The 20,374-nt window shown below is 61.8% G+C and carries 21 protein-coding genes; 13 read left to right on the top strand and 8 right to left on the bottom strand.

Going from position 1 to position 20,374, the window contains the following annotated elements:
- Positions 1–4 precede the first annotated feature (4 nt).
- Positions 5–955 carry a LysR substrate-binding domain-containing protein gene (locus AC27VU_RS15345; RefSeq protein WP_488724377.1) on the top strand — a complete coding sequence of 317 codons (951 nt, stop codon included), beginning with the start codon at positions 5–7 and terminating at the stop codon, positions 953–955.
- A gap of 122 nt (positions 956–1,077) precedes the next feature.
- Here AC27VU_RS15345 and leuD read toward each other — a convergent pair whose 3' ends face one another.
- Together leuD and leuC are read right to left on the bottom strand one after the other, a co-directional pair.
- Complete coding sequence (gene leuD / locus AC27VU_RS15340) at positions 1,078–1,692, bottom strand: 3-isopropylmalate dehydratase small subunit (protein WP_488724376.1); 615 nt, start codon at positions 1,690–1,692, stop codon at positions 1,078–1,080.
- Positions 1,689–3,107, bottom strand: coding sequence for a 3-isopropylmalate dehydratase large subunit (leuC, locus tag AC27VU_RS15335; RefSeq protein WP_488724375.1), 1,419 nt, complete (start codon positions 3,105–3,107; stop codon positions 1,689–1,691). Before leuC ends, leuD begins: the two co-directional genes overlap by 4 nt.
- A gap of 408 nt (positions 3,108–3,515) precedes the next feature.
- Between leuC and AC27VU_RS15330 the strand changes: the two genes are divergently transcribed.
- From AC27VU_RS15330 to AC27VU_RS15295, 8 genes are read left to right on the top strand one after another with little or no spacing between them, the layout of a single operon-like run.
- Positions 3,516–4,715 (top strand): PepSY-associated TM helix domain-containing protein, encoded by a 1,200-nt coding sequence (locus AC27VU_RS15330; protein WP_488724374.1) that lies wholly within the window; start codon positions 3,516–3,518, stop codon positions 4,713–4,715.
- Positions 4,712–5,254, top strand: coding sequence for a thiamine pyrophosphate-binding protein (locus AC27VU_RS15325; RefSeq protein WP_488724373.1), 543 nt, complete (start codon positions 4,712–4,714; stop codon positions 5,252–5,254). The genes AC27VU_RS15330 and AC27VU_RS15325 overlap by 4 nt, the downstream gene beginning before the upstream one ends.
- Positions 5,251–5,592, top strand: a complete 342-nt coding sequence (locus AC27VU_RS15320) for a hypothetical protein (protein WP_003226659.1) — start codon at positions 5,251–5,253, stop codon at positions 5,590–5,592. The genes AC27VU_RS15325 and AC27VU_RS15320 overlap by 4 nt, the downstream gene beginning before the upstream one ends.
- Positions 5,589–6,164: a DUF6162 family protein gene (locus AC27VU_RS15315; RefSeq protein ID WP_488724372.1), complete on the top strand. Its 576-nt coding sequence runs from the start codon at positions 5,589–5,591 to the stop codon at positions 6,162–6,164. The genes AC27VU_RS15320 and AC27VU_RS15315 overlap by 4 nt, the downstream gene beginning before the upstream one ends.
- Before the next feature lie 35 nt (positions 6,165–6,199).
- The gene (locus AC27VU_RS15310; protein WP_103483791.1) at positions 6,200–7,129 is read left to right on the top strand and encodes a metal ABC transporter substrate-binding protein; all 930 of its coding nucleotides are present in this window, start codon (positions 6,200–6,202) and stop codon (positions 7,127–7,129) included.
- Positions 7,126–7,971 carry a metal ABC transporter ATP-binding protein gene (locus AC27VU_RS15305; protein ID WP_488724371.1) on the top strand — a complete coding sequence of 282 codons (846 nt, stop codon included), beginning with the start codon at positions 7,126–7,128 and terminating at the stop codon, positions 7,969–7,971. Before AC27VU_RS15310 ends, AC27VU_RS15305 begins: the two co-directional genes overlap by 4 nt.
- Positions 7,971–8,870, top strand: a complete 900-nt coding sequence (locus AC27VU_RS15300) for a metal ABC transporter permease (RefSeq protein WP_003226663.1) — start codon at positions 7,971–7,973, stop codon at positions 8,868–8,870. The genes AC27VU_RS15305 and AC27VU_RS15300 overlap by 1 nt, the downstream gene beginning before the upstream one ends.
- A complete protein-coding gene (locus tag AC27VU_RS15295) occupies positions 8,871–9,776 on the top strand; it encodes a metal ABC transporter substrate-binding protein (protein WP_488724370.1) in 906 nt (301 codons plus the stop codon).
- 186 nt (positions 9,777–9,962) lie between these two features.
- On the opposite strand, the gene AC27VU_RS15290 is transcribed toward AC27VU_RS15295, so the two are convergent.
- The 5 genes from AC27VU_RS15290 to AC27VU_RS15270 all read right to left on the bottom strand — a co-directional run bounded on the left by AC27VU_RS15290 (position 9,963) and on the right by AC27VU_RS15270 (position 14,531).
- Positions 9,963–10,187, bottom strand: coding sequence for an MbtH family protein (locus AC27VU_RS15290; protein ID WP_003226665.1), 225 nt, complete (start codon positions 10,185–10,187; stop codon positions 9,963–9,965).
- Between the two features lie 83 nt (positions 10,188–10,270).
- A complete protein-coding gene (locus AC27VU_RS15285; protein ID WP_488724369.1) occupies positions 10,271–11,683 on the bottom strand; it encodes an aspartate aminotransferase family protein in 1,413 nt (470 codons plus the stop codon).
- 143 nt (positions 11,684–11,826) lie between these two features.
- Complete coding sequence (locus tag AC27VU_RS15280) at positions 11,827–12,312, bottom strand: GNAT family N-acetyltransferase (RefSeq protein WP_488724368.1); 486 nt, start codon at positions 12,310–12,312, stop codon at positions 11,827–11,829.
- A 216-nt stretch (positions 12,313–12,528) separates the two neighbouring features.
- Positions 12,529–13,851 (bottom strand): ATP-binding protein, encoded by a 1,323-nt coding sequence (locus tag AC27VU_RS15275; protein WP_003226668.1) that lies wholly within the window; start codon positions 13,849–13,851, stop codon positions 12,529–12,531.
- Positions 13,851–14,531: a response regulator gene (locus AC27VU_RS15270; RefSeq protein ID WP_003226669.1), complete on the bottom strand. Its 681-nt coding sequence runs from the start codon at positions 14,529–14,531 to the stop codon at positions 13,851–13,853. The genes AC27VU_RS15275 and AC27VU_RS15270 overlap by 1 nt, the downstream gene beginning before the upstream one ends.
- Positions 14,532–14,815: 284 nt before the next feature.
- On the opposite strand from AC27VU_RS15270, the gene AC27VU_RS15265 reads away from it, so the two are divergent.
- The 4 genes from AC27VU_RS15265 (at position 14,816) to dsbG (ending at position 19,292) form a co-directional block, all read left to right on the top strand.
- Positions 14,816–15,511, top strand: coding sequence for a hypothetical protein (locus AC27VU_RS15265; RefSeq protein WP_488724367.1), 696 nt, complete (start codon positions 14,816–14,818; stop codon positions 15,509–15,511).
- A gap of 432 nt (positions 15,512–15,943) precedes the next feature.
- Positions 15,944–17,677, top strand: coding sequence for a protein-disulfide reductase DsbD (gene dsbD / locus AC27VU_RS15260; RefSeq protein ID WP_488724366.1), 1,734 nt, complete (start codon positions 15,944–15,946; stop codon positions 17,675–17,677).
- Entirely contained in the window at positions 17,677–18,546 is an 870-nt protein-coding gene (locus AC27VU_RS15255) for a TlpA family protein disulfide reductase (protein WP_488724365.1), read from the top strand. The genes dsbD and AC27VU_RS15255 overlap by 1 nt, the downstream gene beginning before the upstream one ends.
- Positions 18,522–19,292 carry a thiol:disulfide interchange protein DsbG gene (dsbG, locus tag AC27VU_RS15250; RefSeq protein WP_201136961.1) on the top strand — a complete coding sequence of 257 codons (771 nt, stop codon included), beginning with the start codon at positions 18,522–18,524 and terminating at the stop codon, positions 19,290–19,292. The genes AC27VU_RS15255 and dsbG overlap by 25 nt, the downstream gene beginning before the upstream one ends.
- A gap of 113 nt (positions 19,293–19,405) precedes the next feature.
- On the opposite strand, the gene AC27VU_RS15245 is transcribed toward dsbG, so the two are convergent.
- On the bottom strand, positions 19,406–20,221 hold the full coding sequence (locus tag AC27VU_RS15245; protein ID WP_488724364.1) for an alpha/beta fold hydrolase: 816 nt from the start codon (positions 20,219–20,221) through the stop codon (positions 19,406–19,408).
- Positions 20,222–20,374 lie beyond the last annotated feature (153 nt).

Raw genomic sequence — 20,374 nt, 5'->3', positions numbered from 1 at the left:
TGCTATGCTGGCGGCTTGTGCCGCCAGTGCTCGTTCCCACATGTCCCAGAACAAAGACCCCGTGCCCCTGCCCGAAGACTTGCGCGTGCTGCTGACCGTGATCCGCAAGAACGGTTTCGCCGCCGCCGCTGATGAATTGGGGCTGTCCCCGGCCTACGTCAGCAAACGCATCCAGATTCTCGAATCGACCCTCGGCACCCGCCTGCTGCACCGCACCAGTCGCCGGGTGTCGCTGACCGAGGACGGCGAGCGGGTGCAGCGCTGGGCCTTGCGCATCCTCGATGATTTCCAGCAACTGCACGACGACCTCGCCGACGCCCACGACAGCCCGCGCGGGCGTTTGCACATCTGCAGCAGTTTCGGTTTCGGTCGCAACCATGTGGCGCCTGCGGTTTCGCGGCTGGCCGAACGGCACCCGCAATTGCAGATTCGCCTGGACCTGTTCGACCGCGCAGTGGACATCGTCAACGAGGGTTTCGATCTGGAAATCCGCGTCGGCGACGACCTGCCCGGCCAGCACATCGGCCGGCAACTGGTGAGCAACCGCCGTGTGCTGTGCGCCGCACCCGAATACCTTGAGCGCCGAGGCACCCCGCAGACCCTGGACGATCTGCAACAACACGACTGCCTGGTGATCAAGGAGCGCGACAACGCCTTCGGCGTCTGGAATCTGGACCGCAATGGCACGCAGGAAAGTGTGCGGGTCAGTGGGCCGTTATCTTCCAACAACGGCGAGATTGTCCTGCAATGGGCGCTCGACGGCCGCGGCGTGTTGCTGCGTTCATTGTGGGATGTAAAACCGTTGCTGGAACAGGGCCGACTGCTGCCGGTGCTGACTGATTACAGCCAGAGCGCCAATGTCTGGGCGGTGTACCCGACGCGGCTGGCCAACTCCGGCAAGCTGCGCGCGTGTGTGGAGTTTTTGCAGGGGCATTTCAAGGGTCTTTCTCTCTAGCCAAACACCACAAAACCCTGTGGGAGCTGGCTTGCCAGCGAAGGCGTCAGCTCAGCCAATATAAATGTTGGATGTGCTGGCCTCATCGCTGGCAAGCCAGCTCCCACAGGGTCAAAGGTGTGTCAGGTAAGCCATGGGTTGGCGGCCAGGTGTTCGCGCTCGAACGCCTCGATCTGCTCACGCCGCTGCAAGGTACTGCCAATCGCATCCAGCCCCAGCAACAGCGCAGTCTTGCGCAAGCCATCAATCTGGAAATCAATGACTTCACCGTCCGCCAGTCGAATCTGCTGGGCCTCTAGATCGACACTGATCTGCGCCATGTCAGGCTGGCTCACCAGTCGGCCAATGCGCTGCACTTGAGCCTCATCCAGAGTGATCAGCAACACGCCGTTGCGCTGGCAGTTGTCGTAGAAGATCCCGGCAAAACTGCTGCCGATCAGCGCGCGAATGCCCATTTGCTGCAACCCCCACACCGCATGTTCGCGACTTGAACCGCAGCCGAAATTCGGCCCGACCACCAGAAAGTTCGCGCCCAGCCAGGCCGGCTGGTTCAACACGAATTCAGGGTTGGGCGTGCCGTCGGCAAGAAAACGCAGATCGAAAAACAGCCCACGATCCAGACCCTGACGGTCGATACCCTTGAGAAACTGCTTGGGCATGATCACGTCGGTGTCGACGTTGGCCGCGAGCATTGGCGCAGCCTGACCGCTGACCTGAGTAAAGGGTTGCAGGCTCATGGGCGTTCTCCGAAGTGGCGGATGTCGGTCAGGTGGCCGTTGATCGCCGCGGCGGCGACCATGGCCGGGCTCATCAGGTGCGTGCGTGCCCCCGCGCCCTGCCGGCCTTCGAAATTGCGGTTGGTGCTGGAGGCGCAGCGGTCGCCGGGGGCCAGCACGTCATCGTTCATCGCCAGGCACATCGAACAGCCGGACTGGCGCCATTCAAACCCGGCGTCGATGAAGATCTGCGCCAGCCCTTCGGCTTCGGCCTGGGCGCGGACCTCACTGGAGCCGGGCACGATCATCGCCCGCACATGCCCGGCCACCCGCCGCCCGTGCACGACGCTGGCGGCGTCACGTAAATCTTCGATGCGCGCGTTGGTGCAGGAGCCGATAAAAGCGTGACTGATGACAATATCGCGCAGCGCCATCCCCGCCTCCAGGCCCATGTATTGAAGGGCGCGGCGCATGTCCTGACGCAGGATCGGATCGTCGATGGTCTGCGGGTCCGGCACCCGTGCGCCAATCGCCGCCGCTTGATCGGGGCTGGTGCCCCACGTGACCATCGGCTCCAGCAGACTGGCGTCGAGGTACACTTCGCGGTCGAACACGGCGCCGGAATCGCTGCGCAATTCACGCCATTTTTCCACGCCGCGCGCCCAGAGCTCGCCTTGTGGCGCGCGCGGTTTGCCGTTGAGATAAGCAAAGACTTTTTCGTCCGGCGCCATGAACGCGCCGCGCGCGCCCGCCTCGACCGCCATGTTGCAAATGGTCATCCGCGCTTCGACGCTCAGCGCATCAATGGTCGAACCCGAGAACTCGATCGCATAGCCCGTGGCCCCCGACGCACCGATCCTGCCGATCAGCGCCATGATCACATCCTTGGAGGTCAGCCCCGGCGCAAGTTCGCCATCCACCGTCACGCGCATACTTTTCAGGCGCTTGTAGACCAGCGTCTGCGAGGCCAGCAGATGCTCGATCTCCGAGGTGCCGATGCCAAATCCGAACGCCCCCAGCGCACCGTACGTGGTGGTGTGGCTGTCGCCGGCGGCGATGACCATGCCCGGCAGGATGAAACCCTGCTCCGGGGCGATCACATGCTCGATGCCTTGGCGCTTGTCGAGAATATCCAGCAGTTCGATGTCGAAGTCCCGGCAGTTTTCCGCCAGATACGACACCTGCCGCGCACCGCCCGCATCAGGCATCGCCGCCACCCGTTTGGGGGTGGTCGGATTGACATGATCGACCACCGCCAGCGCCGTGGCCGGCCGCCAGACCTTGCGCCCGGCAGCGCGCAGACCGCTGAATGCCTGTGGACTGGTGTATTCGTTGATCACCTGACGGTCGATATACAGCAGCACATGGCCTTGGTCGTCGAGGCGGCACACGGTGTGCGAATCGATGTGTTTGTCGTAGAGGGTTCTGGGGCTCATCAAGGCGCTCACTCAGGGAAATCCGGTGCTCTCCATCATAGGGAGCGCCGACCGGCCATCAATTGCCTGACAGTGAGTGCGGCATTCATGAATCGTGTTTGATCGGCTGATCACCAAACACCCCCTGTAGGAGCGGGCTTGCTCGCGAAAGCGTCCTCTCAGTCGACATCCTTATTGAATGAACCACCGCATTCGCGAGCAAGCCCGCTCCCACAGGGGGGGGGTGGCGTCTGGGAGGAATTGCGAAACATTTACTTTCATATCGTCTTTCGGGATTTGTCCGGCTCATCCGTCCTATAGAGATGCAGGCCGTTCGCGTAGGCAACAGCCACGACCGCGCCTTTTACGGAGAACCATGCTGCGAAGCCCGTAGCAGAGGCTCCTCTCACCGAATCAAGACGCGCAATCATGTCAAAGAAATCCCGCTCGAAACTGTGGTTCCTGGTGCATAGCTGGCTCGCGTTGCCGATCTGGTTTTTTGTCCTGATCGTCTGTGTCACTGGCACGCTGGCGGTGGTCAGCCAGGAAATCGTCTGGCTGGCCAACCCGCAAATGCGCGCCAGCCCGCCATCGGACGACGCGCCGCTGCTCAGTTACGATCAGGTACTGGCGGCGATCAAACAAGCCGAGCCGCAGACCCTGGTACAAAGCATCAGCCGTCCCGATGAGTCGCACTTTGCCCTGGACGTCGAAGTCAGCTACCCGGACGGTCGCTCGCTGACGGTCTATGTCAATCCGTACACCGGAGTCATTCAGGGCACCGCCCCCAGCTTCGACTTCAAGGCGTTCACCCGCGCCCTGCACGGCTGGTGGCTGGTGCCGTTCACCAACGGTTTCAGTTGGGGCTGGTATCTGGTGTCGTTTCTTGGCGTGCCGATGCTGGTGTCGTTGATCACCGGGTTGGTGGTCTACAAAAAATTCTGGAAAGGTTTTCTGCGCCCGACCCTGCGCATACGCCACGGCGCGCGGATCTTCTGGGGCGACTTCCACCGCCTGTGCGGCATCTGGTCGATCTGGTTCATCGCGGTGATCTCCATCACCGGCATCTGGTTCCTGATCCGCGCGATCCTGTTCGATAACCAGATCTCCATTTCCAGTGAGCCGATCATTCCCGCCATGTCCCGAGAGAGCGTGCCGATTTCGACCGCCGGCACACCACCGCCGCGTATCAGCCTGGACCGCGCCGTCGAGATCGCCCAGCAGAAGATCCCAGGGCTGGAGGCCAGTTTCGTCAGCCTTCCAGGTAACGCCTACAGCCACATGAGCGTCGGCGGTCGCGGCTGGTATCCGCTGATGTTCCAGACCGCAACGCTCAATCCGTACAACGGCGACATCGCCGCGTCCCGCCTGCTGTCCGATCGCTCCTCGCTGGAGTTTGTCACCGAGTCGATGCGACCGCTGCACACGGGTGATTTCGGCGGTATCTGGATCAAGTTGATCTGGTTCTTCTTCGGCCTGCTGCTGAGCATGATGGTACTCAGCGGCTTGCTGATCTGGACCAAGCGCACGGCGCTGGCCACCGCCAATGCGCTGAAGCGCGAGGAAAAGAAAAACCGCATCCAGGCACAACCGGCCCGTACCCATGTGCCTTCGGAGGTGAGCCTGTGAGCAAGTCCGGCACGATCACACCGCCCTCCCGACTGGCCCGTTTCTGGCACCAATGGCGCTTTCACCTCAATGTTCTGCTCCTGCTGATTCCGCTGGGCTTCATGCCCAAGTACTTCGCCGACGCTTCGCTGTTTCGCGGCGACAGCGGTTTGGGTCAACGGGAGATTGGCAACATCCAGGTCGGCCCGTGGAGCCTGCGACTGGCCGAATTGCGCAACGAAGCACCGACTCTCACCGGACCGGCCGGCTATATGAAGGATTTCAGCGCCGCCCTGTGCGATGCCTGTATCGATCAGGTCAAGGCTACCTACCTGCGCATCGGCAAGCCGCGCAGCCTGCGCGCCGCTGGCACTATCTTCTTCGGTACGCCGTACCGCATGGGCACACAAATGCCGATTCCGGAAAAGACCCGTCCCGACGCCGAACTGTGGATCACCATGGAAGGCTGGGACGGCAGCATGCATCAGGCCTCGATTCCCCTGAGCCAGGCCTCCCCCGCGACCCTCGCCTGGCTGAACCAACAAGGAGCCAAACCATGAACTGCGTTCAACGCCCTTCCCGTCTGCGGTTGCGCGCCGCGTTGCTGATGCTGTGCGCAGGTTTCAGCGCCGGCGCCCTGGCCCATAACCCGATGTGCGAATGCAAAGCCGTTGACGCCGAGCAGATCAAATGCACCGGCGGCTTTTCCGATGGCAGCGGCGCGCCGGGGGTGACCCTGGACGTGATCGGTTACGACGAAACCATTCTGGTGCCGGGCAAGCTTGGCGCCGATTCGAGCCTGACCTTCAAGAAACCGGCGGCCGAGTTTTATGTGCTGTTCGACGCCGGCCCCGGGCACGTCGTGGAAATCGACCAAGCCGATATCGAGGCCCCATGAGCACGCCCACCACCCAAGTCGTACGTCCGGCCGGCGCCGGGCATGAAACCCTGAATGTCCTGATCTTGTGTTTGCTGATCCTTGCCGTCGCCGGATCAGTGGTGGCATGGCGCGGGGTGTCCCATGAGCCGGAGCCGGTTTCCAGCCATCAACTCGATGCACGGCGCGACCTGAGTGCCGCCGAGCAAGGCATCTATGCCGACCTGCGGGTGACCCTCGACGAGATCCGCCTGCTGCGTGAAGAACAGCAAAGCCTGCCGACCCCGCAAAATCTGGCCGAGGAAGGTTTCGCCCCGTTCGCTCAGGATGCCAGCTCGGTCAGCCGTGGCGGCCATGCCTGGCAGTTACTGGCGGACAGCGCCTATTTCGGCCACAGCCAGTCGCCCGCCGTCGCCGGTTCGTTCGTGATGTTGCTGAGCGCCGACGCCAGTGCCGCGCCGGACATCTGGCTTAACCGCGACGCCGATCTGCAAACGCCTGCCGAGCTGACCGACGCAGCGCTGTCCGCCGCCGGCTGGAAACAGATCGTCGCGCAGTTCGATGCCGGCGTGACCCGCGAACATCGCCACTGAACCTTCGCCTTCACCCGAGAGAAGACCGCTTGCCCATGCTTATTTCACTGACTCGCCGTCCCCTCCTGCGCACTCTGCTGATAGGCCTGTGCGCGTGCCTGCTGAGCCCACTGGCCAGTGCTGAACCGGGCAAACGCCTGCGCATCGGCATCACCCTGCACCCGTATTACAGCTATGTGGCGAACATCGTCGGCGACAAGGCCGATGTGGTGCCACTGATTCCCGCCGGGTTCAACCCGCACGCCTATGAGCCGCGCGCCGAAGACATCAAGCGCATCAGCGGTCTGGATGTGATCGTGCTCAACGGTGTCGGCCATGACGATTTCGCCGACCGCATGATCGCCGCCAGCGAAACGCCGAACATCAAGACCATCGAAGCCAACGAAAACGTGCCGCTGCTGGCCGCCACCGGAACCGCTGCGCGCGGCGCCGGCAAAGTGGTCAACCCGCACACGTTCCTGTCGATCAGTGCCTCGATTGCCCAGGTCAACAACATCGCCCGCGAACTGGGCAAACTCGACCCGGACAACGCCAAGACTTACACCCAGAACGCCCGCGCCTACGGCAAACGCCTGCGGCAGATGCGCGCCGATGCGCTGGCCAAACTGACCCAGGCGCCCAACGCCGAACTGCGTGTGGCCACGGTGCATGCGGCTTACGACTATCTGCTGCGCGAATTCGGCCTGGAAGTGACGGCCGTGGTCGAGCCGGCCCACGGCATCGAACCCAGCCCGAGCCAGTTGAAAAAGACCATCGACCAACTGCGCGAGCTCGACGTCAAGGTGATCTTCTCCGAGATGGATTTCCCCTCCACTTACGTCGAAACCATCCAGCGAGAGTCGGGGGTGAAGCTGTATCCGCTGTCGCACATTTCCTATGGCGAATACACCGCCGACAAGTACGAAAAGGAAATGACCGGCAACCTCGACACCGTGGTGCGGGCGATTCAGGAGTCCGGGGCATGACGGCAAAAGAATCCCTCTCTGACACCCCGCCATCCCCTGTGGGAGCGGGCTTGCTCGCGAAGGCGCCGGGTCAGCCAACATCTTTATCGAATGACACACCGCATTCGCGAGCAGGCTCGCTCCCACAAGGATTGGGGCCGACTCTGGATTTTGCGCAAGTCTCTCTGACCCTCGGGCGCACCACGATTCTCGACAACGTCAGCTTCCAGGTCCAACCCGGCCACGTGCACGCTCTGGTCGGCCCCAACGGCGGCGGCAAGAGTTCGCTGATCAAGACCCTGCTCGGGCAGATGCCGCATCAGGGTCAACTGAGCCTGCACTGGCCCGGCCAACCCGGCACCATCGGTTATGTGCCGCAGGCGCTGGAATTCGATCGCGGCCTGCCGATGACCGTCGACGATTTCATGGCCGCCATGTGCCAGCGCCGGCCGGCGTTTCTCGGCTTGAGCAAGCACTACGCCAAGGCCATCGGCGAGGCGCTGGAACGGGTCGGCATGCAGGACAAACGCAAGCGGCGCATGGGCGCGTTGTCCGGTGGCGAACGTCAGCGCGTGTTGCTCGCGCAAGGCTTGATCCCGGCCCCGCAATTGCTGGTGCTGGATGAGCCGATGTCTGCCCTCGACGAAGCCGGGATCCAGGTGTTCGAACGCCTGCTCGGTGACTGGCGCGCGGCCGGCATCACCGTGCTGTGGATCGAGCACGATCTGGAAGCGGTCAAGCGTCTGGCCGACCGGGTCACCGGTCTCAACCGCCGCGTGCTGTTCGACGCTACGCCGCAACAGGCGCTGACTCCGGAACGCCTGTTGAGTCTGTTTTCCACCCATCCACGGAGCGCGGTCTGATGAGTTACGAAGCCTTTCGTTTGATGGTTCAAGGCTGGGCGTCGTCCGGTTACCTGCCGGAGGCGCTGGCCTACGGATTTGTGGTCAACGCGCTGCTTGCCGGCCTGTTGATCGGCCCGGTGCTCGGTGGCCTCGGCACGCTGGTGGTGGTCAAGCGCTTTGCGTTTTTCTCCGAAGCGGTCGGACATGCGGCGCTGACCGGCGTGGCCATCGGCATTCTGCTTGGCGAACCCTACACCGGGCCGTACGGCAGCCTGTTCGGTTACTGCCTGCTGTTCGGCATCCTGCTCAACTATTTGCGCAACCGCACCGGCCTGGCACCGGACACCCTGATCGGCGTGTTCCTCTCGGTATCGCTGGCCCTCGGCGCGAGCCTGCTGTTGATTCTGGCCGGCAAGATCAACGTGCACATTCTGGAGAACGTGCTGTTCGGTTCAGTGCTCACCGTCAACGGCAACGATCTGCTGGTGCTGGCCATCGTCGGTTCGCTGGTCATGGCGCTGGCGCTGCCGTTGTACAACCGGATCATGCTCGCCAGTTTCAACCCGCAACTGGCAGCGGTGCGCGGCGTGGCGGTGAAGACTCTGGATTACCTGTTCGTGATTCTGGTGACGCTGATCACCGTCGCGGCGGTGAAGGTCATCGGCGCGATTCTGGTCGGCGCGTTGCTGGTGATTCCGGCGGCGGCAGCGCGGTTACTGAGCCAGTCGCTCAAGGGCTTCTTCTGGTGTTCGGTGCTGATTGCCACCGTCAGCACGCTATGCGGGATTCTCGCGCCGATCGTCTTCGACCTGCCGATCCCCTCCGGCGCCGCGATCATCCTGGTCGCCGGCATTGCCTTCGCCCTCGCCGCCATTGCGCGCGGGGTCGTCCCGAGTCTGAAAGGGAACCTTGGATAAATGACTTTCTCACTGCGAAAACTGACCTTGGCCATGGCCCTGTGCGGCGTGGTCGGCAGCCCGCTGATGGCGGCTGAAAACCCTGAACCGCTGCGCGTGCTGGCCTCGTTGCCCATCACTTACGGTCTGGGCGAAGTGCTGCTCAAGGGCACTGACGTCAGCCTCGAGCGCGCAGCTCCGGCGAATCTGCCGGGCAGCCGTCAGACCGCATACTTCACCGGTCGCGGCGCTCCGGCGCTGGGCAAACTGGCGAGCAATGCCGACGCGGTGATTGGCGTGCGCTCGCTGTGGGCCGATGATCCGCTGTACCCGATCGCGCGGCGCAGCAACATTCGCATTGTCGAAGTCGATGCGGCACGTCCGGTCGACGGCGCCCTGCCGGGGATTGCCGTGCAGCCGGGGTTGAAGGTCGATGGTTTGAACAGTCAGCCATGGCTGGCGAGCAACAACATGGGGCGGATGGCCGACGTGATCGCGGCGGATCTGGTGCGTCTGGCGCCGTCCGCCAAACCAAAGATCGAGGCCAATCTGGCGGCGCTGAAACAGCGCCTGCTCAAGCTCAGCGCCGACAGCGAAGCGCGCCTGGCCGAGGCTGAAAACCTGAGCGTGATGAGCCTCAGCGATCACTTCGGTTACCTGATCGGCAGCCTGAATCTGGAGCTGATCGGTCAGGACGCACGAGCAGATGCCGAGTGGACAGCCGAAGATCTGAAGAAACTCACGGTGACGCTGAAGGACAACGACGTGGCGCTGGTGCTGCATCATCGCCAGCCATCGGAGGCAGTGAAAGCAGCAATTGCCGCCTCGGGGAGTCATCTGCTGGTGTTGAGTACCGATGCGGCGGATCCGGTGGCGGAGCTGGAGGGGAATGTGGATTTGTTGCTCAAGGGCTTGAGCGGGGCGTAGTTTCAGTAATACCGCGTTATCGTTCTTCGCGAGCAAGCCCGCTCCCACAGGGGAGTTGTGCGCACCACAGATCCAATGTGGGAGCGGGCTTGCTCGCGAAGAGGCCCGCTAGAACAACACCATTGCCAGGAATGAAAAAACCCGCTGCCTGTCACCAGTCCAGCGGGTTTGTTTTTGGCGGATAAATTACTGAGCCGCCGCCTGCCCTTCCATCTTCTGACGCAGGCTCAGCGGACGCATGTCGGTCCAGACTTCTTCAATGTAGGCCAGGCATTCCTTCTTCAGGCCGCTCTTGCCCACGGTGCGCCAGCCTTCCGGTACGGCTTTGTAATCCGGCCAGATCGAGTATTGCTCTTCGTGGTTGACCACGACCTGAAAGAGGATGTCCTCGCGGTCGAATACTGACGTCATGCTGGTTCTCCATCGGTGTAAGGGTAGGCTGCACCTGGGGTGCAGCCGGGTATGTAGATAGAACGTTCGGCGCTGCGAAAAATTTACTCGGCGGCGGTAGCGGCGGCCAAGGCGCGGCCGAAGATCTCGGCGACACGATCGATTTCGACAGCCGTGATCACCAGCGGCGGCAGGAAGCGCACCACCGCGCCATGCCGGCCGCCCAGCTCCAGAATCAGCCCACGCTTGAGGCACTCACGCTGCACCAGCGGTGCCAGGCGCGCGAATGCCGGTGGATGACCGAGGGCGTCCGGCGCGCCGTTCGGGTCAACCAGCTCAACGCCCAGCATCAAGCCACGACCACGAATATCGCCCAGTTGCGGGAAGTCGCGTTGCAGGATCCGCAGATGTTCGCTCAGACGCTCGCCCATGGCGGCGGCGTGTTCGCAGACCTTGTGTTCGAGCAGATAACGCATCACCGCCGAACCGGCCGCCATCGCCATCTGGTTGCCACGGAACGTGCCGGCGTGGGCGCCCGGCTGCCAGGTGTCGAGCCAGTCACGATAGACCACCACCGCGAGCGGCAGGCTGCCGCCGATGGCTTTGGACAACACCACCACGTCCGGGACAATGCCGGCGTGTTCGAAGGCAAACATCTTGCCGGTACGGGCGAAACCGCTCTGGATCTCATCGACGATCAGCGCCACGCCAGCCTTCTCGGTGATCCGGCGCAAGCCACGCAGCCACTCGATATCGGCCGGGATCACCCCGCCCTCGCCCTGCACCGCTTCGACGATCACCGCCGCCGGCAACTGCACGCCGGCTTCAGGATCGTTGAGCAGGTTTTCCAGATAACTCAGATTGGCTTTCACCCCGGCCGCGCCGCCGAGGCCGAACGGACAGCGGTAATCATAGGGAAACGGCATGAACTGCACGCCGTTGCTGAGCAAGGCACCCAGTGGTTTCTTCGGCCCCAGGCTGCCCATCAGACTCAGCGCACCCTGGCTCATGCCGTGATAACCGCCGGAGAACGACAGCACGGTGCTACGCCCGGTGGCGGTGCGCACCAGTTTCAACGCGGCTTCCACCGCATCGGTGCCGGTCGGGCCGCAGAACTGGATTTTCGCCTCGGCCGCCAATGCCGGCGGGAGCAACCCGAACAGGTCCTGGACGAACTGATCCTTGACCGGTGTGGTCAGGTCGAGGGTGTGCAGCGGCAGTTCATCGGCCAGCACTTGCTGGATCGCCTCGATCACCACCGGGTGGTTGTGCCCCAGCGCTAGGGTGCCGGCACCGGCCAGGCAATCGATGAACGTACGGCCCTCAACATCTTCGACATACAGGCCCTTGGCACGTTTGAGCGCCAGCGGAATGCGCCGCGGATAGCTGCGGGCATTGGATTCCTGCTGACTCTGCCGGGCCAGCAGTGGTGACTCGTTGAACTGATACAGGGTTTCGGCCGGCGCGGAGGTGATCCGGGCCGACGACTCTTCGATAAGGCTGGTGGCGACTGACATCTCTCGACCCCTCAATACGCTATGGATAGTGACCAAAACAGCACACCGCACAGGTGCGCGTTCCGGTCGCGGGGCGCACATGCAGGTTTTCCTGTTCTGGAAACGCTTAAGCGGGGCGAGGATTTAGACCCCGGATCGAGTTGTCAGTCGGGCACCGCCAATGGCTTGTGCATTGCAACGCGGTGCAGGCCCTGATCGGTGAAGGCCGGCGCCGTCTCGCGGTAACCCAGATGCCGATAAAAAGCCGCGCCGATACGGGTGCTGGAAACGCTCACCTGTGGCACACCACGAATCCGCAGCCAACCTTCAAGATCAGTCATCAGAGCGCGCCCTGCACCACGGCGAAACCATTCCGGCTGCACATGGCAAAAGCCGATGTCGCCGCTGCCCGCCGCCATGCCGACGCCCACCGGCTTGTCCTGCAGCAAGGCGATGTTCAAATAGAAATGCGGATCGGCAAGGTGCGCACTGATGACGTCGGCGGACTGTAGGTCAATCCAGCGGCTGAGCAGTTGCGGGTCGTTGCGGTGGTCGAGCGCACAACCGACGCGGATCGAACGCTCGATGATGCGGCTGATAAGGCCGGCATCGGCCGGCCTGGCCGGGCAAATGCAGATCGGTGCTTCCATGGCGCGTTCCCTCAATCCATTGAGTCAGAGCAGCCCCGACCTTAACGCCGGGGCCGGCGAATCACCAATGCAGAGACGTTACATTTGATGTGCCACAGCACAAATCCCAATTGTGGGAGCGGGCTTGCTCGCGAAGGCGTCCGGTCAGTCGATACGTTGCTGACTGGCACGCCGCCTTCGCGAGCAAGCCCGCTCCCACAGGGGATTTTTGGTGGTTCAGGCAGGTTGCAGCGGCATGGTCAGCTCGACGCGCAGCCCATCCGGGCGGCTGTCGAAATGCAGGGAGCAAGCGCAGCGCTGGACGATGGCTTGCACGATGGCCAGGCCGAGGCCGCAGCCGGTGCTCTGACCGTTGCGCCAGAAGCGTTGGGTCAGGTGCTGCAAATCATCGGCGGCGATACCCGGCCCATGGTCGCGTACCACAAAGCGTGCGCGCTGGCCGACGGTTTCCAGACTCAATTCCACGCTAGCGTCCGCCGGGGTATGGCGCAGGGCGTTGTCGAGCAGATTGCGCAGCGCGGCAATCGACAGCACCGCCGGCATTTGCACCGGCGCACTGGAGAGCTGCTTGGGCAATTGCAGCTTTATGCGCTGACGCTCACCGCCGGCCGCATCCTGCATCGCCAGTTTCGCCACCTGCTCGGCGCTGCACTGCACGCCGTCGTCGAACGACAGACTGCCCTCGACCCGCGCCAGCAAGAGCAATTGCTCCAGCGTGCGGTGCATGCGGTCGGCGCCCTCCTCGGCCCGCGCCAGCGACTGATCGCGGGCGCTGCCTTCGGTCATGCGCGCCACCTGCAGGTGGGTCTTGATCGCCGTCAGCGGGCTGCGCAGTTCGTGGGCGGCGTCACCGGTCAGGCGGCGTTCACGCTCGATGGTCTTGCCAATGCGCTGGAACAGCTGGTTCTGCGTATCGAGCAAGGGTTTCAGCTCGCTGGGAAACGACTGCAACTGCAACGGCTCAAGCGAGTCGGCATTGCGTCGCATCAAGGCTTCGCGCAGTCGATTGAGCGGCGCCAGGCCCTGGCCGATGCCCAGCCACAACAGGCACAGACAACCGAGCAATGCCACGCCGACCGGCACCGAAGCCGCCAGCAGGATCGACATGTTCAGGGCTTCGCGCTCGATCTGCCGATCGGCGGTGGTAATCCGCACATCACCTCGCGCAAGGGTAAAACTGCGCCACGGCGCGCCATCGATCATCTGGTCGTGGAAGCCCATTTTTTCCGCTTCCAGGGTTTGCTCGGGGCTGCTGTGGCTGCGGGCCAGAATCTCTCCGCGCAGCGAACTGACCTGACAGGCCATGCCGCCGGGAATGTTCAATTGTTCGGCACTGAAATGGGTGCCCTCGCCCTTGCTCGGCAGCGCCGGCAATTGCTCGAGCAGCCCGGCGACCATGCGCGCCGAGGCTACCAGACGCTGGTCGAGGGAAAACATCATCTGATTGCGCAAGTCGCTGAGCATCCAGGCCGCGGCCAGCGCCCAGATCAGGGCGAAGGCGGCGCCGAGGGTCAGACTCAGGCGCAGACGCAGACTCATCACTTCTGTTGTTCTCCACCATCGGCCGGCCCGAGGCGATAGCCCAGACCGCGCACAGTTTCGACAATACCCTTGCCGAGCTTGCTGCGCAGGTGATGGATGTGCACGTTCAGCGCATTACTTTCCAGCTCGTCATTGAAGCCATAGACGCTGTCCTTCAACTGCTCGGTGGACAGCACCCGGCCACGGTTGTGCAACAGCGCCTGCAACAGCGATTGCTCGCGACGCGACAATTCCACCGGTTTTCCGGCCAGCGTGGTTTCACGGCTGCTCGGATCGTAGGTCAGCGCACCGTGTTCGATCAGGTTGACGCTGCGTCCGGCGACCCGGCGCAACAGGGTTTGCAGACGGGCGAACAGCTCCCGCAAATCGAACGGTTTGAGCAGGTAATCGTCAGCCCCGGCCTGCAGGCCATCGACCCGATCGGTGACCGAGTCGCGCGCGGTCAGGATCAGCACCGGAATTTCCAGACCCTGCTGACGCAGTTGTTGCAGCAACTTGAGGCCATCTTCGTCGGGCAGGCCGAGATCGAGCACCATCACGTCGAATTCGGCGACCTTGAGCATCGCCCGTGCTTTCGAGGCGGTGTTGACGTGCTCGACCGTCAGGCCCTGCGCCGTGAGACCGGCCACGATACCGCTGGCGATCAGTTCATCGTCTTCACAAACCAGTACGTGCATGGGGGCTCCATGAGCAAAAACGCCATTCAAGCAGCCGAAGATTAAGCCGCAGTTATGCCAAGTGTACCGTTTAACGAGAGAAACGCTGCGTAGCCGCCCCCACCACCGCAGTACGTCAGGTAAAGAGTCGGTCATCTACCTGCGTTCCAATCTGATCGACAACCGCCAGGCGCAACTTTCAAATTGAAACATACCGGGCATATTAAAAATCAAGCTGTGCAACTAACATCGACTGCACACGATTAACAACAACGCTTTCTTCAACAACCATTAAAGGACTAAACATGTCTCGATTAGGAAAGGCCGTCGCTGTTGACTGGCGCTCAGGCAAAGACCAGATTTACTTCTTTTTCACGCACTACAACATATACTCGCGCTTCAGCCTGGCAGAAAACAAAGTACCTGAAAAATATCCTTTGGAGGTATCCGGGAATTGGGATGACTTTCATGACGCCTATCAGTTGCGGTTTGGTTTTACGACCACTGGACTCGACACTGACAGGATAGACGGAGACTTCCTGTGGCTATTTCATTATGGAGAGGATCGACTCACTCCCTATGTCACCAAATATGATCAGGACGATGAACGCTGCATCAGCACGGTTCCAGTTCAGGAATCACGCTGGCATAAACTTGTGCCTTACTTCGACCGGATCATTGCAGGAACGTGGTGGCAAACCATGCCGGGCCGAGCACAGTTGTTCCGTTTCCTGATGGACAACGGTAAGGCGCTCAGGCTTGATTTTGGTTATGAGACACTTGTCGAAGAAACCATTAATGATGAAACATGGCCTGGGTTGGCCCAGTATCAGGACCGAATCATGACGGGTGCGCAAAACGATCGTACGCTGGCGGACAGTTACTGGTATCTGTTTTTGGACAAGGATGAATACATCCGCTACAACATTCAGGAAAATCAGGTTGAGTCCGGTCCCATCCAGATTGACGACGAATCCTGGCCAGGACTGCTGCGCGGCTGAAAACACTTTTTTCAAGTGAGTTATTGTTGGCGATTAAGCATCGATTAATCGCCAACATTGCTACACACCTTGTCCCTACCCGCCAGAACAGTCAAACCCGCAATCATATTAATAAGCTTTATCAAGCGAAGTTGAGCCATTGGCAAACAGCAAGATGTCAGCGGCAACGAATAACTCCGAGATACGAAATCTTGTCTTTATGTTTATCTGAATGACAACCGGCCCGCCGATATGATCAAGACGCGAAAAAAACATGTGGCGCGTATACAATCTCCGAAATCCGCTGGCCCGGGTTGCTGATAAACCGAGACCTCTTGCAGGCATCAGCGCATCTGCTTCGGGCCGTCCATCGGACAGCGTGCGGGGCGGTTAATCATCGGTTAATCGCCATCCACCATTGTGCCCACACTTGCACAGGGACAAGGCTCCTCCATGCGTCATTTTTTTCTTTTGTTTGCACTGCTGATTTCCGGCCTGGCCCAGGCCGGAAACAATCCATTCGAGACCAAACCGGAGTTTCTGCCGGTCGACAAAGCCTTCGTGCTGACTTCCGAACGCCTTGAATCCGGGGAAACCCAGCTGTTCTGGCAAATCACCGACGGCTATTACCTGTACCAGAAACGTCTGAAATTCGACGGTTTGCCGGCCGAGCAACAGCCGGCATTGCCCGAGGGCGAGTCGCACAGTGACGAGTTCTTCGGTGAACAACCGGTGTATCGCCAGGGGCTGGAAGTCAAAGTCCCGGCCTCGGCCAGCGGTCAGATCAAGGTCAGTTACCAGGGCTGTGCCGATGCCGGCCTGTGTTATCCGCCGCAGACCCGGGTCATCGATCTGGGCGGCAAAGCGACGCCGACAGCCAGTGCCGAAGCGCCGGATCAGGCCTTGGCCAGCAGCCTGCAACAACGGGCGCTCGGCTGGAGCCTGCTGGTGTTCTTCGGCCTCGGCCTGTTGCTCGCGTTTACCCCATGTTCGTTGCCGATGCTGCCGATTCTGGCGGGCATGATTGTCGGCAGTGGCGCCACCCCACGCCGTGGTTTCGCCCTGGCCAGCAGCTATGTGATCTGCATGGCGCTGGTGTATGCGGCGATGGGGGTGATCGCCGCCCTGCTCGGCGCCAACCTGCAGGCATGGCTGCAAAATCCGTGGCTGCTCGGTGCGTTTGCCGCAGTGTTTGTGGTGCTGGCGCTGCCGATGTTCGGCTTCTTTGAATTGCAGTTGCCGGTGGCCTTGCGTGATCGCCTCGAACACGCCTCGCGCAGTCGCAGCGGTGGCAGCCTGATCGGTGCCGGTGTACTCGGTGCGTTGTCCGGGCTGCTGGTCGGCCCGTGCATGACCGCGCCACTGGCCGGCGCTTTGTTGTACATCGCGCAAAGCGGCAATGCGCTGCACGGTGGCTTGATTCTGTTCGCGTTGGGCATTGGTATCGGGGTGCCGCTGTTGCTGCTGGTGACCGTGGGCAATCGCTTCCTGCCGAAACCTGGCGCGTGGATGAATCTGCTCAAGGGCATCTTCGGTTTCCTGTTCCTCGCGACCGCGCTGCTGATGCTGCGCCCGGTGCTGGACGCCTCGTTGTGGCTGGGCCTGTGTGGCGCGTTGCTGCTGATCGCCGCGTTCTGTGCCTGGAAGCAATCGGAAGGTTTCGGCCGGGTCGCCCAGGTGTTCGGCGCCAGTTCGTTGCTGCTCGGTCTGTGGGGCAGCCTGCTGCTGATTGGTGCTGCCGGTGGCAGTGACGATCCGTATCAGCCGTTGCAGGTGTACAGCGCCGGCCGGGTCGCCAGCGCCACGCCGAGCGGGCATGAGGCGTTCACCACGATCAAGGATCCCGCAACCCTGCAACACGAACTGGATAGCGCCAAGGCTCAGGGCCAATGGGTGCTGCTCGATTACTACGCCGACTGGTGCGTGTCGTGCAAAGTCATGGAGAAACAAGTGTTCGGCAAGGAAAAGGTCATGCAGGCGCTGAGCGATGTGCGCCTGCTGCGCCTCGACGTCACCGCCGACAATGCCGCCAGCCGCGAACTGCTCGGCCGCTACAAAGTCCCGGGGCCACCGAGTTTTGTCTGGATTGGCGCCGACGGCGAAGAACGGCGTAGCCAGCGCATCACCGGCGAAGTCGATGCCGATACATTCCTGCAACGCTGGACCACCACTCGAGACGCCAACTGATGCTGACGTTCACCCTCGGCACCTTCGCCATCGCGCTTAACCATCTGCTGCTGATCAGTGCCTTGGCGCTGGCGACCTTTGTCGGCTGGCGGGTGGCCAAGCGTGGCGGCGATAATCCCGAGTCGGCGCTGTTCAGCCTTTTCCTGTTGGGCATGCTTGCGGCGCGCGTGGCGTTTGTCGCCCTGTATTGGGGGCACTATCGCAACGACCCGTGGCAGATCATCGACCTGCGCGACGGCGGTTTCCTCGCCTGGCCGGGGGTGATCGTACTGCTGCTGGCTGCACTTTATCGCGGCTGGCGCCGCCCGGGCCTGCGTCGGCCACTGGGTTTTGGTGTGGCCAGCGGCGTGCTGTTCTGGCTGCTGGCGACCCTGTCGCTGAACATCTACGAGCAAGGCACGCGCCTGCCGGAAATCACCCTGCGTAACGCCGCCGGTGAAACCATCCAGCTCAGCGACTATCAGGGTGGCCCACTGGTGATCAACCTCTGGGCAACCTGGTGCCCGCCCTGCCGGCGTGAAATGCCGGTGCTGGAAAACGCTCAACAACAACGCCCGGACCTGACCTTTCTGTTCGTCAATCAGGCCGAAAGCATGCAAAGCGTTGCCACCTTCCTCGAAACCCAGGGCCTGAGCCTGAACAACGTACTGTTCGACCGCAGCGGCCGACTGGGTCAAGCCGTGGGTTCCATGGCGCTGCCGACTACGCTGTTCTACAGCCCTGACGGACGTTTGCTGAGCAGCCACCTGGGCGAACTGTCGAACGCCAGCCTGGCACGCGCCCTGGAAAACTTCGACATCCCAAATCCAACCGCCGCACCGGCCACCCCTGCAAGGAAACTGCCATGCCCCGCCTCCGCCACCTGCTGACGTTGACTCTGGGCACTGCCCTGCTGCACCTGCCGTCGGTTCAGGCCGCCGAAGAATTGCCCGCCGCGATCAAGCAGATCGAAGCCAAGGGCGCGAAAATCGTCGGCCAGTTCGACGCGCCGGACGGCTTGCGCGGTTATGCAGCGCAGTACCAGAACCGTGGCATGGCGCTGTACCTGACACCGGACGGCCAGCACGTCTTGCTCGGCAATCTGTACGACGCCGACGGCAAGGACTTGAGCAGTGAGCCGTTGCAGAAACTGGTCTACGCGCCGATGGCCAAGGAAATCTGGGGCAAGTTCGAAGCCAGCAACTGGATTCAGGACGGCAACAAGGATGCACCGCGCACCGTGTACCTGTTCAGCGATCCGAACTGCCCGTACTGCAACATGTTCTGGGAACAGGCGCGGCCATGGGTCAAGGCCGGCAAGGTACAACTGCGGCACATCATGGTCGGGATCATCCGCGAAGACAGCCCGGCCAAATCCGCTGCACTGCTGGCCGCGAAAGATCCGGCCAAGGCCCTGGAAGACCACGAAAAGGCCGGCAAGGCCAGCACCCTCAAGCCATTGAAAGACATCCCGGCGGCAGTGCAGACCAAACTCGCGGCGAACATGCAGTTGATGGAAGACCTGGAATTGCAGGCGACTCCGGCGATTTTCTACATGGATGACAAGGGTGAGCTGCAACAGCAGCAAGGGGCACCTTCGCCGGAGAAACTGGCGAAGATTCTCGGGCCGAAATAAGTCCGAATTCTTTATTGCCTGATCTGGCCTCTTCGCGAGCAAGCCCGCTCCCACAGGGATCACCGCGGTCACTGTGGGAGCGGGCTTGCTCGCGAAAAGAACGATGACACGGTTTAACGGTTGCGCTCAGCCAAAAAGGTAAACAACACCTCGCTCACAAACTGCGGATTCTCCAGACTGGAGATATGCCCTGCCTCCGGCACCAGCACCCACGGGCAACCGATCAGTTCGGCCATTTCCTGAGCCTCTGAGGGCGGTCGTGGTTTGTCCTGGTCGCCGCACAGCACCAGAGTGGTCGCGGCGTTCAGCTCGCCCAGACGCGGCAACAGGTCATCACGGCTGAACGTGATTCGGCCCATCGGCACGATGCTTTCGCGCAGGCGATCCGTGGTGTAGGCCGCCAGTTTGGCGCGGAAGTCCTGATACAGCGGCGACTGCGGATCGATGCCCGGACGGAAGAAGATCGGCACCACGATGTCGAGCAACTGTGGCGCAATCTCGCCGCTTTCTTCGATCTGCTTGAACAGCGAAAAATAGTATTGACGGGTTGGCTCAGGCTCGACGCCGACGTAGGTGTCCATCAGCACCAGCCCGTTGATCCGCTGTGGTGCCGACAAGGCCAGCCGCACGCCCCACATGCCGCCGACCGACAGCCCCGCCAGCGTTATCTGCTCGATCTGCAGGTGATCGAGCAAGGCCTCAGCCTGCCGCGCAATGTCATCCAGCGAGGTGGTGCCTGGCGGCAAGCGCCCGGATTCACCGTGGCCCCACAGGTCCAGGGCAATCACCCGGTAGTGCGGCGACAGTGCAGCGATCTGCGGTGCCCACATCGCCGTGTCCCACAGATAACTGCCGGCCAGCAACACGGCCGGGCCGGTGCCTTGATCAATGTAGTGCAGCGCTTGTCCGTCAACCGTGAAGAAAGGCATCGACCACCCCCGCGACAAAAAAGAGAACCGGCAGACTGAGCTGCCGGTTGTTGATCGTCAACCCTGGATATGTACGTGAATATGCCGGTTTATTTGTGTTGAATTCACTGACGCTTTCGCGAGCAAGCCCGCTCCCACAGGGGAATGCATTCC

The organism is Pseudomonas sp. 14P5.3.2, assembly GCF_057799175.1.
The sequence above is the reverse complement of the archived record's forward strand: the minus strand, read 5'-3'. Positions and strand labels throughout refer to the sequence as shown.